This is a genomic window from Symbiobacterium terraclitae (assembly GCF_017874315.1).
Taxonomy (GTDB): Bacteria; Bacillota; Sulfobacillia; order Symbiobacteriales; family Symbiobacteriaceae; genus Symbiobacterium; species Symbiobacterium terraclitae.
Window position 1 is genome coordinate 1 of sequence record NZ_JAGGLG010000024.1, and the last position, 12,775, is coordinate 12,775.

Genomic DNA, 12,775 nt, shown 5'->3' on the forward strand with positions numbered 1-12,775 from the left:
TCATACGGTCGATACGTCTTCTTGCTCATGCTGAAGACATTGGACACCGAACCCTTTTGCTCCTACAGAACTGGCTTACTCAGACAGGCTCCTAGAGGACCAACTGTTGGACCTCAAGGCCCAAGATGAGGCCGGCAAAGATCCGGCATTCAAGAAACTTATTTCTGATCTAGAGTTGAGGCTCAACTACATAAGAAAGCATGGTACTCCGATATATGGGGTAGCCCTGAGTGGGCCTTCCCATGACCTACTCCGGTTCGCTGAAAAGGTTCCGGTGGAAATGGCGCTACTCGTATCGGATAATTCTGATTACGACGATCCGATCTTCTTTGCTGGGGGTGATCTCGAGTGAACAGAAGGCGTGCCTTTGTCTCTTTGGCTGCTATGGTCCTAGTGGTGTTGTCGGGGGCCATGGTCCATGCCGACCCGATTCACGATCAGAACCTAGACAAGTGGACTCCCGATAAAGGCCGGGTAAGCTGGCGCCACTATGATAATCCACACGCACATGTTATCTACCACTACTTCTACTGGAATACTCTGGCGGACATGGAGCTACTTCGAGACGATGACAATGAAACCCTGGAGATGGATGTCGTCTTCAACAATGTTGCTCCGGAGAGTGCTTGGTCCTACAGCTATCTCGGGGATACGGTCGGAAGTCACTGGGATAGCAACCAGCCGGTTGCATACCGTGACACACAGTTGCTGGATGGCAACGATTACCGCCCGTTTACCGTTGGCACTGCCTTCGCTGATCAACTTCAGCCAGCAACTTGGTACTACTGGTGGGTTCAGGGGGATCATCACAGCGACGGTAGCCGAGCGGGAGTTGAAGCACAGCATGGGTATCGTTCGTGGAATTGCTTCTCAGGGTATGCAAACTGCGTCTTCGCCGACGCTATCGCTACGCTAATCTGGTATCAAGCTGGAAAGCCTAACGAGTACACTATGCCACCAAACGACTGCAGATACGTCTACCCCAGGAAGGGGGCACCCGACCCTTGCCTGGCGTGGTAGTCGGCGCAACGCTCCTATGGGCCGCTAATGGTTTGTCGCTATCACCGGACGCCTCACACAAGTAAACCATTGTGCACATCCGAAATGTACCGATTAGTGTGGCGATATTCTCGTCCTTATCGGTGTCACGTCTAGTGAAGGCCCCAGACTCATCACGAGGAGGCGAGACTATGGGTGATATTCCGCTACTGACGCTGACGTTCGCAACGATCGCTCTCATCGGGGGCTCACTGTTCCTAGGCGTGCGAGCCGTTCGGCGGTCGCGTTCTGGCTGGTTGTGGCTTGGAGTTGCGCTCGTTCTAACGGTTTGCATCGTGGGCCCACGGGTTAGCATCACTGGCCTGTACCGATTCTCTGGCGATGAGAGACGCTACGCCGAACAGGCCCTTGCGCACGCGGCATCGTCACTCTCCTCTCCTCCTCTCTTTCACCTATTGGGTGGCCCCCTGCGAGTGGTCTCCCTTCGGCCGTTGCCATCAGGGACGATGGACCATCTAGGCACTGGCCCCTGCGAGTTTGAGGTTGTTCTCAGGTCCTACGGGGCGTTCTGGATTCCTGCTAGGACAATCAAGGTCCGTTGCGGCACTCTCGAGGTGCAGCGATAATCTTCACGTCGAGCCCAATGGCACCCGGCCCATGTTCAGTTCGTTGGACTTAGTGCACGACGTCACCCCCTACTTTGCGGCACTCATGGTGCGAACGACGACACCCTCTGCGGACACACTTGCGCCTTCAACGGAGGCGGGATGCTTGTACCGGGCCTGAAGGTGGTCTGGGCGAAGTTGGCGCTAATACGCAGCAGCCAGGGGCGCAGGACCGAGGGGCGGAGTGGTTGGGTGACCGTAGGCGCCGGCTTGATGCAGCCGAACCAACGCAGCGAAAGCTCCGCCATCGCCGGCCTGCGCCCGCCCGATCCACTCCCGCCTCGTCACGCCTTTCACCCCTTCCCCTCCTCTCTACCGACGAAACTGTCCTTTTCTTTCACTGCCCCGAACATTTTCATAGATGCACAAAATAGCCGCTCCACTGCCCCAGGCAGGGAGCGGCTCCTGCTATTCGTGATTTCCGGGCGGCGGAGCCGTCCACTCCCGCTGGACGTTCTTGGCCATCTTGGCCCGGTAGGCCGCCTCCAGGTCGATGCCCGCGTTGTTGGCCAGCTTAAAGATGTAGGCGAGGCAGTCGGCCAGCTCGAAGCCCAGGTCGTGCCGGTATTCGGCCAGGGCCGCCTCCCAGGCGGCCTCCTCCCCCATCTCGGCCTCCAGCAGCTGGGCGCGCCACAGGACCTTGCGCACCTCGTTGGCGACCTCGCCCACCTCGCCGGTCAGCAGGATCATGTTCAGCTTCAGGTCCTGGCTCCATCCCTTCCGCTCGTCCAACCACCGGTGGAAGGCCTGGAAGTCGGGAATCGTCCGCATCTCGTTCGGGAACATGCTGGGCCCTCCTCTGCGGTGGATCTGCCGGGCTGTCCTCCCGTGTAGTCGGCCGGGGACGCCAGCTCGTGCTCCTGCGGCCGGTCAGTCGGCCTGCGGCGCCAGCTCGCGCTCCTGCGGGCGGTCAGTCGACCCGGGCCCCAGCCCGTGCTCCTGCAGCCAGGCCAGGATCTCGGCGAAGACCTCCTCGTGGCCGGGGTCGTTGAAGATCTCGTGGTACTTCTCGGGGTAGAGCCTGAAGCGCTTGTCGCCGTGGCCGATGCGGTCGAAGACCTCGCGGGTGACCCCGGGGTCCACCAGCTGGTCTTCGCCGGCCACCAGGAAGAGCGCCGGCAGCCCCGCTGGGAGCGTGACGGAGGTGCGGCACTCGGACGCCGCCCGGGTGCACTCCACGAACCAGCGCGGCGTGGCCGTCTGGCAGCGCAGGGGGTCCTGCCGGTCGAGGGCGATCCGCTCCGCGTTCCGGGTGCAGATCTCGGGCGGGATGCCCGACTTCACCTGCAGCCTGGGCACGAGGACGGCCAGCAGGGGGGCCAGCGCCTGCTCCACACGGCTCACCTTCGCCCGGCTCAGGAACCAGGGCGAGGAGAGCACCAGGGCCGAGATGGTCTCCGGGTGGGCCGCCGCGTAGCGGTAGGCGATGAGCCCGCCCATCGAGTGGCCGATCATCACCGGCCGGCCGTGCGCCTCGGTGGCCAGGCGCACGAACTCCCGCAGGTCGGCAAGGTAGTCCGCGAACCGGTCCACGTGCATCCGCGCGCCTTCAGAGCGCCCGTGGCCCCGGTGATCCATGGCACATACGGCGAACCCCCGCCGGGTGAACCACGCGGCCACGTGCTCGTACCGCCCGATGTGCTCGCCCGCCCCGTGCACCAGCACCAGGTTCCCGACGGCCTGCTGGGGCTCCCAGATGCGGTAGAACAGCCTGACGCCGCCGAGACCTGGAAGGGTGCCGCTTCTCTCCCGCATCGCTCCACCTCCGATCAGCCTGTATGGAAACCCAGTTCTGTTTCTGACGGCCGATTCCCTCTCGGCAGGGATTCTCTGTCAGGGACACGAACCGATGCAATATGCAGACGAAGGGAGGCGAGCAGGATGAGGTTGAACTGGAAGAACACGTTCATCATCGGCCTCGGCTTCTTCGGTGTGGGACTTGTATGGCCCTTATACAACTCGTACATGCCAATTTTCTACTCCAAGTTCATCGAGTCCAAGACCATCATCGGCTACCTGATGACGATCGACAACTGGCTCGCCCTCACGCTCACACCGCTGATCGGCTTCCTGAGCGACCGCACACGCACCCGCTTCGGGCGCCGGATCCCCTACCTGCTCGTCTTCGCACCGCTCTCCGCCCTCTTCCTCATGCTGATCCCCGTGGGCTGGGAGACCAGCCTCTGGCTCCTGCTCGGGGCATCGGTCCTGATGAACCTCGCCATGGCCTCGTGGCGCTCGCCCATCGTGGCGCTTATGCCAGACGTGACCCCGCCGCCGCTCCGCTCCAAGGCCAACGGCATCATCAACTTCATGGGCGGCCTGGCCTACATCGTCGCCACGTTCGGCGGGGCGATCCTCTACCGCATGTATCCCGGCCTGCCCTTCGTCGGCTCGGCGCTGCTCCTGCTGCTCATCACGGCGATCTTCTACCTCTGGATCCGCGAGCCGGAGCAGAGCACCGAGAAGGCAGAGCGGTTTCAGATCGGCTTCATCAAGGACGCCAGCGCGCTCTTCATGCTGCTTGCCATCTTTTGCTGGTTCGTCGCCTACAACTCACTGGAGACCTGGGTGACCACGTACGGCAAGGAGTACCTGGGCATGCACGAGGCCGATGTCGCCGGGTTGCTCGCGTTCTCCGGCGCCGCGTTCCTGATCTTCGCCATCCCGTCCGGCTTCCTGGCCGACGGCTTCTCGCTCCGGAACGGCTGGACGGGGCGGACGTTTCTCTCCTTCGGCGGGCTGGGCCGTAAGCGGACGATCATCGGCGGCCTCATCATGATGATCCTCGCCTTCTTCCTGCTGGGCCTGCGGTCCGACCTGAAGTCAGCCTGGTACCTCTTCCTGCTCGTCGGCTTCGCCTGGTCTTGGGTGAACATCAACTCCTACCCGATGATCACCCAGATGGCCGGTCCCGGGCAGATCGGCGCCTACACCGGCATGTACTACCTCTTCTCCTCGCTGGCCAACATCGCCGGTCCGCCCCTTTTCGGCTGGGTCTTCGACCACTACGGCTACGGCTACTTTTTCGTGCTGGCCATCCTCTTCATGGCCCTGGCGGCGCTCTGCATGATGGCGGTCAGGCGGGGCGAGAAGGAGCCCCCGCCCGCCGAGCAGGCGTAGCGGAGGGGCCGGTCCCCCACGCCCGCCTCAGGCGCCGCCGCCCGCGAGCAGGATCTCCTCCGCCAGCCGCTGCGTGGCCAGGGCCTCGGCCGCCGAGGTCTCCGGGGTGCGCCCCTCCCGCAGGCAGGCGAGGAAGTGCTCCAGTTCGGGCCCGATGCCCCGCTTCTCCAGCGTGGGCGTCCAGGACCCGAACAACGGCTCCACCCGCTCTGCACCCCCCTCGCGCACGACCAGCCGCTCCAGCTCCTCCACGATCACCGTCAGCCCGCCGCCGTGCAGCTCCACCCGCTCCGTGACCGCACCTGCGCCGTAGCTCTGCGCCAGCTGGACCAGGGTCCCGCCCCCGGCCTCCAACTGGGCGGCCACCAGCCCGACGCGGGTGAGGGCGGTCCTGAGCTGCAGGTCTCCGGCGAAGAAGCGGGCCAGGTCGATGATGTGGATGGTGTCGTCGGTGACGTAGTGGCGCAGCGGCCAGCGGGCTCCGCCGCCGGTGCGGTGCTTCTGGACCAGCACGTACTCGATGGGCTTGCCGGCCTCGGCGAACAGCGCCTTCGCCCTGCGGTACGCCGGGGCGTAGCGCCGGTTGAAGCCCACCATCAGCAGCCGGCCCGTGCGGCCGGCTGCCGCCGCGATCGCCTCCGCCTCGGGCAGGGTCTGGGCGAGCGGCTTCTCCATGAAGACGTCAATCCCGGCCTCCATCAGGGCGACGGCCTGCTCGGGATGGGCGGCGGTGGCGCTGAGCAGGTAGGCCGCCCGGGGCCGCAGGGCCAGGAGCTCGGCGAAGGTGCGGGCGCGGAGCTGGAACCGGTACTGGGCGGCCAGCTCGTCGACGCCGCGCCCGGTTCGGCTGCAGAGGCCCACGATCTGCACGCCGGGGTGCTGTGCGAGCACCGGCAGGTGCGCCTTGCGGGCGATGTTCCCGAGGCCGACGACGCCGAGGGTCACTGGAGCGTCCATGGAAACCCCTCCTCAAGAACGGCGGCGGAGGGATGCCTCCGCCGCCGTCGTCTTCTCCGGTCGCCTACTGGGTTGTCTGCCCCCCTCCGGTCTGGCTCGCGATCTGCTCGATCTGCGGGCTGGGCGGGAAGGGGAACTGCGTCTTGTACTGCACGAACTGCTGGAGCGTGTGGGTCACCGCCTGGGCGTTGGCCACGGGCAGCTTGTACCAGCCCTTCTTGAACATGATGTTGTAGATCTGCCGCTGCATCTGGTGGCAGGCGTCGCTGTTCTGCTTGATCACGTCCCAGAGGGCGTCGTGGCTGGCCTCGATCATGGCCGTGTTGTACCCGGTGGTGAGGTACTTCTCCTGCGCCAGCAGGTCCTGCATGCGGTCGCGGTCGTTGACGGACGCGTCCTTCACCGTGGGCAGGCCGGTCTGCTCCTTGTGCTGCATCACGACATGGCCGCCCTGCATGGTGAACTGGGGCTGAACCCCCTGCTGCTGTTGCTGCTGCACTCTCTGCCCCTCCTTACATCACGGTGGCCGGCTGGTCGGCGCCGGAGACGGTGATCTGCGTCGCCTGGTCCACGTGCTGCTTGAGGTGCAGGACGAGCCGCTCCAGGTTCCGCTGGTGCTGCTCAGCGACCTGGAACATCGCCTGCCGGCACTCGGGCTCCTGGGTCTCATTGGCGTAGCGGAACGCCTTCTTGGCGGCCAGCAGCTCCCACGACATCATGTCGTGCAGGTAGGCAAGGTCCTTTTCGGTAAGCGGTGTCATCGTTCCTGTCTGAAACTGCACTCGGGCCATCCTCCTCTCGGCAAGACACACACTTTATGCTCTCCGGAAGCCGGGAGCCGCATGCCGTGGCGGAGGCGACCTGCCGTGTGAAGTGCTGGCTAGATGTTCAGATAATGGATGCCCAGCCAGCCGAGCCCCAGGAGGATGATCAGGGCGAGCAGCTCGACGCCGGCCCGCTCACCCAGCTCCAGCCGGTCCCGGGCGCGATCGCGGCCCCGCAGGACGGCCAGGGTCGGTCCGATGGTCAGCACGCTCAGCATGTAGGTCACCGAGACGGGCCAGTCCAGCAGCAGCGCCCCGAGCGCGCCGATGCCGACCGAGCCCAGGAAGCTCCAGAAGACGATCACCAGGGTTTCCTGCAGTATGGGGTTCATCATCAGGCCTCCAGGTTCACGCCCAGCCGGCGCAGGGCCGATTCGCCGGCCGGGGTGAGTAGCAGTTGGTCCCCGGCGCGCGCCAGCCACCCGGCTTCCAGCAGGTGGCGCCGCAGGAGGAAGCCCAGGTGGGCCCCGATGTGGCGGCCGCAGAGGGCCACGGGCCTGCGGGAGCCCGCCATCAGCGGCCTGAGGTCCAGGCCGAGCGCGGCGAATCCGGACCAGCCCAGGGGTGTGACCCCGGGGGCGGGCTCCACCGCCACCCACCCCAGTTCCACGAGCCGGTCGGCCAGGCGCTCGGCCAGGCGCCCGCCCAGATGGTCATAGCACAGGGCCACCAGGGGCCGCTCGTTCACGTGCGCTCACCTCACCCCTAGTGTGACCCGAACCGCGGCTGCTGTGTGCCCCTGTCGCCGCTACCTGCCCATGGGCAGCGTCGGCTGGGCGGCCCGGTCGCTGGTGAGCACCACCAGGAGGTTCGAGACCAGGTCGGCCTTGCGCTCGGGGCTCAGCTCCACCTTCTGCTGCTGGTCCAGCATGTCGAGGGCCATCTCCACCATGGAGACCGCGCCCTCCACGATCTTCTGCCGCGCCGCGATGATGGCCGCCGCCTGCTGGCGCTGCAGCATCGCCCCGGCGATCTCGGGGCTGTACGCCAGGTGTGAGATGCGGGCCTCGATCACCTCGATTCCCGCCATCTCCAGCCGCTCCTGCAGCTCCCGCTGGAGGGCCCGGGCCACCTCCTCGGCGGAGCCCCGCAGCGAGGGCTCGCCCTCGTTCAGGCCGTCGTCGTACGGATACTGGCTCGCCAGGTGGCGGATGGCGGTCTCGGACTGCACCCCCACGAAGGCGTTGTAGTCCTCCACGCTGAAGACCGCCCGGGCGGTGTCCACCACCCGCCAGACCACCACCGCGGCGATCTCGATGGGGTTGCCGTTGGCGTCGTTGACCTTCAGCTGCGGCGAGGTGAAGTTGTGCACCCGCAGGCTGATCTTCCGCTTGGTCGTCAGCGGGTTGACGAAGTACCAGCCGTCGGTCTTCACCGAGCCCAGGTACCGGCCGAAGAGGACCACGACCTCCGCCTGGTTGGGCTGCACGACGAAGAGGCCGTTGAGCAGGACGATGGACGCGGCGAAGAGCAGCCCGCTGACCACCAGCAGCAGCGGCGACGGATCCTCCCACACGTCCATGGGCAGCCCCAGCACGAAGAGCCAGACGGAGACGGCCATCAGGGCGAGTGAGGTGAGGAGCCCCAGCCAGCCCGGCCACGTGCGCACGCTGCGCTCCGGTATTGCCGCCATGGGTTCACTTACGCGCTCGGTCATGCGAATCCCTCCTGCACATCAATCGTCGGCCGGGAGCCGCAGCCGTTCCCGATCCGGGATGCGCCCCGCACCGCTCCCTGCCGCGCGACACTCCCCTGCGCCCGCAGCCGGCGGCGCAGGCGGGCATGTACCTCGATTATTCTTCTCCACTGAATCTGCATTTCCCGTCGCCATACACAAAAGCGGGGCCGCCCCGGCAAATGCGCTCTGCCCCGGGACAGCCCCCGCTGGTTCCGACGAGCCTATTGCCCCGCTGCGATGCGCCGCAGGTGACGGGCGGGCGTGTGCAGCAGACCCCGGACCCGCAGCCCCTCGGCGATGCGGTGGATGGCGTACATGTAAGCCGCCGTCCGGCTGTAGGCGCCGTGGCGTTCGGCCGTGGCCACCACCTGCCGGAAAGACTCCACCATCTTCTGCTCCAGCCGGGCGTTTACCTCTTCCTCGGTCCAGTAGAGCTGGTTGCGGTTCTGCACCCACTCGAAGTAGGAGACGGTCACCCCGCCGGCGTTGGCCAGGATGTCGGGGATGACGAAGATGTTGCGCTGGGCGAGCACGAGGTCGCCGTCGGGTGTCGTCGGGCCGTTGGCCGCCTCGGCCACCACCCGCGCCCGGATGTGGCGGGCGACCTCGGCGTCGATCTGGTTCTCCAGCGCGGCCGGAATCAGGATATCGCAATCGGCGGTCAGGACGCCGGCCTGGTCGGTCTCCCGGCTGCCGGGGTACCCGACGACGCTGCCCGTCGCCTGCTTGTAGGCGATCAGGTCCGCCACCGGGACGCCGGCCGGGCAGAGGATGCCGCCCCGGCTGTCGCTGACGGCCACCACCACCGCCCCGTACTCCTCCAGGAGCAGGCCGGCGAACTGGCCGGCGTTGCCGAAGCCCTGGATGGCGACCCGGGCGCCCTTCAGCGGCAGGCCCAGGTAGTTCATCGCCTCGCGGACGGCGATGACGGTGCCGCGCCCCGTGGCCTCGTTACGGCCCAGCGAGCCGCCCAGGGCCAGGGGCTTGCCGGTGAACACGGCGGGACAGCTGCAGCCCACGATCTTCTCGTACTCGTCGACCATCCAGGCCATGATCTGCGCGTTGGTGTTCACGTCCGGGGCAGGGATGTCCTTGTCGGGTCCGATGAAGGGCCAGATCTCCCGCACGTAGCCCCGGGCGAGGCGCTCGAGCTCGCCTCGGCTCAGTCTGCGCGGGTCGACGATCACGCCGCCCTTGCCGCCGCCGTAAGGCAGACCCACCACCGACGTCTTGAAGGTCATCCACATGGAGAGGGCCTTCACCTCGTCGGCCGTGACGGCAGGGTGGAACCGGATGCCGCCCTTCGCGGGCCCAAGGGTAGTGAGGTGCTGGCTGCGATAGCCGGTGAACACCCGGAGGGTGCCATCGTCCATGCGCACCGGGATCTGCACCTCGACGAAATGGGCCGGCGCCTTGAGGAGGTCATACAGCTCCTCGCTCTCACCCAACGCCACCACCGCGTTCCGGACCTGCTGCTGAGCAATCAGAAACGGATTCTGTGCGCCGCCCATCTCTTTTCCCCCCATTCGTGACTGCGCTCACTTTACGCCTTTAGTGTGTTAGTATAAGTGACACCGCCGCCGAATGCAAAGCATAAAACCGAATCAAACCGATACGCACGTTGAATAAGAACGAAGGCCCGACGCGGCCTTGCCACCGCCTAGGCGCGGCGGCGCGGAATGGTCAGCGACTGCCAGCCCGTTCCGCGCAGGAGCTTGGCAATATAGACAATCTGGCCGATGTGGTAGCTGTAGTGGTACATCTGGCGCTCAATGGCCTGGATGACGCTGTGAGGCTGTTCCCGGATGAAGACCGTGCGCAGCAGGTCCTCCTCCGTCAGCGCGTCCAAGGTCTCCTGAAACCGCGCCCACCCCTGATTCCAGATTTCCATCAGGTCCGCCCGGGTGAGAGCCTCCGGTTCGAACTCGGCGTCCCGGTTCCGGTCGGGCTTCTCGCCGTCGGTGGTGAAGATGTCGGTCCAGCGGGAGCGCATGTTGCCGCTCAGGTGTTTGACGAGCACCGCGATGGAGTTGGCCTCCTCGTGGGGCGACCAGTGCAGCTCCTCGTCGGACACCTGCGCCATCGCCCTTTCGGCCACCTGCTTCATCTCCGCGAACCGCTGCCGTACCGCCCTCAGATACTCCCCACCCACGTCGCGCATACCACTGCCCCTCCCTGCGCAACTTTTTCGTTCATCATATCACGGATGTGCGCGTCCGCGATATATAACCGAGGCCAGCCCCCGGTGCAGGAGGCTGGCCCACATTTTATGTGCGGAGCGCGCTCGATAACCAGGCCCCGGAGGCGACCCCCGCCGCTGCCGCCACGGGTGCGGCGACGAAGAGCCTGCCCGGGGTGGCCAGTACGGGGCTAGCGAATCTCGGTCTGCACCGGGCCGAACGCACCGGCGAGCGCCTGAACCTCGCCGTGGAGGGCGTCGAGGAGCGCGTAGGCCTCGGCCGCCTTGCCGTCCGCAAACAGCCGGTACGTCTCCCGCACCCGCGCCTCCATCCCCTCCGGCCTGCGCTCCAGCTCCCGCACCCGGCGGAGGGCGCCCTTCTCGTTCATCAGGTAGCGGTTGTTGAGGGCGTACAGGACCTGGACCCAGGCGCAGACGGTCCGGAAGAGGGATCCCTCGGCGTAGTGGAAGTCGCCCTTGTGTGCGGCCTTGCGGCCGCACAGGAGGGAAAACCAGGCCTCCCAGAGGAACCGCAGGACCGTTGCCTCCCGCATGCGGGGCGGGTATGGGCCCTCGGAGTAGAGCAGGGCCTTCAGCCGGTCCAGGGGGGCCGCGGCGGACTGCCAGAGCGGCCGGCAGTAGTGCGTCTCGGCGGCGTAGATGGTGTTGACGAACCCGAAGGGGTGGCCCGGCTGGTAGTCGATCGTCACCTGCCCGGCCAGGCAGTCGCGCAGGGTCCGCTCCACCTTGCCGATCTCCCGGAGCAGGATGTCGACGGGGACGCCGCCCACCGTGATCCAGGCCCCGCCGTTGATCCAGGGCCCCCACGCACCCGGCGGGTGGAGCAGGCCGGTGCGGTGGTCGTCGTCCAGCGCCGTCAGCGCCTCGTCCAGCGCTGCAGGATCGAGGTCATCAGCGTCGTAGTAGATGCCGAAATCGTAGTCGGAGTGAAGGTCCGCCTCGCCCCGGCTCTGGGAGCCGCCGAGGGCGATCGCCCGGACGCCTCCCACGGCCGACAGGGCTTCAATGACTCTGGTCTGTGGCACGACGTTCCCTCCTTCCTCGTTCTCCCGATCTTCTTCGGGCGGGTTTCCGTCATGACCTGCCTGACGCACAGCCGTGAGCCCCCGGGTGACGACTGGCATCACTTGCCTATCGTGAGGGAGTGAGACCCCTGTGACGGCCGAGATGCGGTTCTGCGTTCTGCTGGCGGCGCTCTCCGCGCCCTTCTGGCTGGCCGGCACCTTCGTGGGCGACATCCCGGGGATGCCCATGAACCTCCCTGTCAGCTCGTTCATGATCTTCGCCACGCTGGGCGCCGCGGTCATCCTGGTGTACCGCGAGGAGGGAGCCGGCAGCGTGCGACGGCTGCTGCTGAGGTCCGTCGATCCGCGCACCATCCGGCCCCCGGCCTGGTATGCGCCCGCGCTCCTCCTCATGCCGGCCGTTCTGCTGCTGTCGTACGCCGTCGCCCGTGCCACGGGCCAGCCCCTGCCGGCACCACAGGCGGCCGCGCCGGCGGTCCCCGTCCTGTTCCTGGTATACGTCCTCGCGGCAGCGTGCGAGGAGGTGGCCTGGATGGGATACCTCGCCCCGCGCATGCTCCCGCGGTGGGGCGTCCTGCGGACCGGCGTGCTGATGGGCACCCTGTGGGCCCTCTGGCACATCATCCCCTATCTGCAGATGGGGCGCACGTGGGAGTGGATCGGCTGGCAGGCGCTCTTCACCGTGGCCGCCCGGGTGCTGATCGTGTGGCTGTACGAGAGCGCCGGGCAGAGCGTATTCGCCGCCGTGCTCGTCCACGCGACGAGCAACCTGGGCGTGACGCTCTACCCGGTGAACGGGTCTCATTACGACCCGGCGGTGACCGGGTGCATCACCGCCGCCGTGGCGGTGTGCGCGCTGTGGCTGCGGCCGCCGAAGGAAAGGAGCCACTCCGTAACCGGTGTGGCTCACTTAGACTAGTCGTTGGAGCGCCCGAAGATGAAGTACGCGATGATCGCGATCGGCCCGAGGGCCAGTACCGCGAGAGCCCAGAGGCACCCGATGCTCTGGCCGTGCCGGTCGGTGGCGTCGGACCAGATCCACAGGAAGAGGACAATCGAGGCAATCCAGAGCAGCAGGACAAGGAACGCGCCCATCGCGCCACCCCCACCAGGTCTCGGCCCCCGAACCGGGCCGGCAGCAGTCTACATTCGCATATGCATCATGGTGGGCAAGTTGTGATGAATTGTCAATAGGTTCTCTTCACCCTGCGGCAGCCGCTGTCGTCCTCCGCCGACCGCGCCGGTCATTCGCACCGGCGCGGTCTTCTCATTCTTCAATGGAATCGTTTCTCCGCAAGACCCTC

The 12,775-nt window shown here is 66.2% G+C and carries 16 protein-coding genes; 4 read left to right on the forward strand and 12 right to left on the reverse strand.

Annotation, left to right across the window (positions count from 1 at the left end):
* Positions 1-106: 106 nt before the first annotated feature.
* Positions 107-352, forward strand: coding sequence for an anti sigma factor C-terminal domain-containing protein (locus tag J2Z79_RS12885; protein ID WP_209467304.1), 246 nt, complete (start codon positions 107-109; stop codon positions 350-352).
* Positions 349-1,020 (forward strand): hypothetical protein, encoded by a 672-nt coding sequence (locus J2Z79_RS12890; RefSeq protein WP_209467305.1) that lies wholly within the window; start codon positions 349-351, stop codon positions 1,018-1,020. Before J2Z79_RS12885 ends, J2Z79_RS12890 begins: the two co-directional genes overlap by 4 nt.
* A gap of 1,052 nt (positions 1,021-2,072) precedes the next feature.
* On the opposite strand, the gene J2Z79_RS12895 is transcribed toward J2Z79_RS12890, so the two are convergent.
* Together J2Z79_RS12895 and J2Z79_RS12900 are read right to left on the reverse strand one after the other, a co-directional pair.
* Entirely contained in the window at positions 2,073-2,450 is a 378-nt protein-coding gene (locus J2Z79_RS12895) for a MazG nucleotide pyrophosphohydrolase domain-containing protein (RefSeq protein WP_209467306.1), read from the reverse strand.
* Between the two features lie 84 nt (positions 2,451-2,534).
* Positions 2,535-3,419, reverse strand: coding sequence for an alpha/beta hydrolase (locus J2Z79_RS12900; protein WP_209467307.1), 885 nt, complete (start codon positions 3,417-3,419; stop codon positions 2,535-2,537).
* A 126-nt stretch (positions 3,420-3,545) separates the two neighbouring features.
* Here J2Z79_RS12900 and J2Z79_RS12905 point away from each other — a divergent pair, with 126 nt between their 5' ends.
* Positions 3,546-4,787: an MFS transporter gene (locus J2Z79_RS12905; RefSeq protein WP_209467308.1), complete on the forward strand. Its 1,242-nt coding sequence runs from the start codon at positions 3,546-3,548 to the stop codon at positions 4,785-4,787.
* A gap of 27 nt (positions 4,788-4,814) precedes the next feature.
* On the opposite strand, the gene J2Z79_RS12910 is transcribed toward J2Z79_RS12905, so the two are convergent.
* The 9 genes from J2Z79_RS12910 to J2Z79_RS12950 all read right to left on the reverse strand — a co-directional run bounded on the left by J2Z79_RS12910 (position 4,815) and on the right by J2Z79_RS12950 (position 11,471).
* Positions 4,815-5,744, reverse strand: coding sequence for a Gfo/Idh/MocA family protein (locus J2Z79_RS12910; protein ID WP_209467309.1), 930 nt, complete (start codon positions 5,742-5,744; stop codon positions 4,815-4,817).
* A gap of 64 nt (positions 5,745-5,808) precedes the next feature.
* Positions 5,809-6,243, reverse strand: coding sequence for a spore coat protein (locus J2Z79_RS12915; RefSeq protein WP_209467310.1), 435 nt, complete (start codon positions 6,241-6,243; stop codon positions 5,809-5,811).
* 13 nt (positions 6,244-6,256) lie between these two features.
* Entirely contained in the window at positions 6,257-6,526 is a 270-nt protein-coding gene (locus tag J2Z79_RS12920) for a hypothetical protein (RefSeq protein ID WP_209467311.1), read from the reverse strand.
* Positions 6,527-6,624: 98 nt separating this feature from the next.
* Positions 6,625-6,900: a hypothetical protein gene (locus J2Z79_RS12925; RefSeq protein ID WP_209467312.1), complete on the reverse strand. Its 276-nt coding sequence runs from the start codon at positions 6,898-6,900 to the stop codon at positions 6,625-6,627.
* 2 nt (positions 6,901-6,902) lie between these two features.
* Positions 6,903-7,256 (reverse strand): hypothetical protein, encoded by a 354-nt coding sequence (locus J2Z79_RS12930; RefSeq protein WP_209467313.1) that lies wholly within the window; start codon positions 7,254-7,256, stop codon positions 6,903-6,905.
* 60 nt (positions 7,257-7,316) lie between these two features.
* Positions 7,317-8,225 (reverse strand): SPFH domain-containing protein, encoded by a 909-nt coding sequence (locus J2Z79_RS12935; RefSeq protein ID WP_483439826.1) that lies wholly within the window; start codon positions 8,223-8,225, stop codon positions 7,317-7,319.
* A gap of 242 nt (positions 8,226-8,467) precedes the next feature.
* Positions 8,468-9,757: a Glu/Leu/Phe/Val family dehydrogenase gene (locus J2Z79_RS12940; RefSeq protein ID WP_280953721.1), complete on the reverse strand. Its 1,290-nt coding sequence runs from the start codon at positions 9,755-9,757 to the stop codon at positions 8,468-8,470.
* A 149-nt stretch (positions 9,758-9,906) separates the two neighbouring features.
* On the reverse strand, positions 9,907-10,407 hold the full coding sequence (locus J2Z79_RS12945) for a DinB family protein (protein WP_209467315.1): 501 nt from the start codon (positions 10,405-10,407) through the stop codon (positions 9,907-9,909).
* Positions 10,408-10,616: 209 nt separating this feature from the next.
* Positions 10,617-11,471: a nucleotidyltransferase domain-containing protein gene (locus J2Z79_RS12950; protein ID WP_209467316.1), complete on the reverse strand. Its 855-nt coding sequence runs from the start codon at positions 11,469-11,471 to the stop codon at positions 10,617-10,619.
* A gap of 130 nt (positions 11,472-11,601) precedes the next feature.
* On the opposite strand from J2Z79_RS12950, the gene J2Z79_RS18530 reads away from it, so the two are divergent.
* Positions 11,602-12,390, forward strand: a complete 789-nt coding sequence (locus J2Z79_RS18530; protein ID WP_209467317.1) for a CPBP family intramembrane glutamic endopeptidase — start codon at positions 11,602-11,604, stop codon at positions 12,388-12,390.
* Here the strand turns inward: J2Z79_RS18530 and J2Z79_RS12960 are convergent.
* On the reverse strand, positions 12,387-12,566 hold the full coding sequence (locus J2Z79_RS12960) for a hypothetical protein (protein WP_209467318.1): 180 nt from the start codon (positions 12,564-12,566) through the stop codon (positions 12,387-12,389). The genes J2Z79_RS18530 and J2Z79_RS12960 overlap by 4 nt on opposite strands.
* Positions 12,567-12,775: the final 209 nt, after the last annotated feature.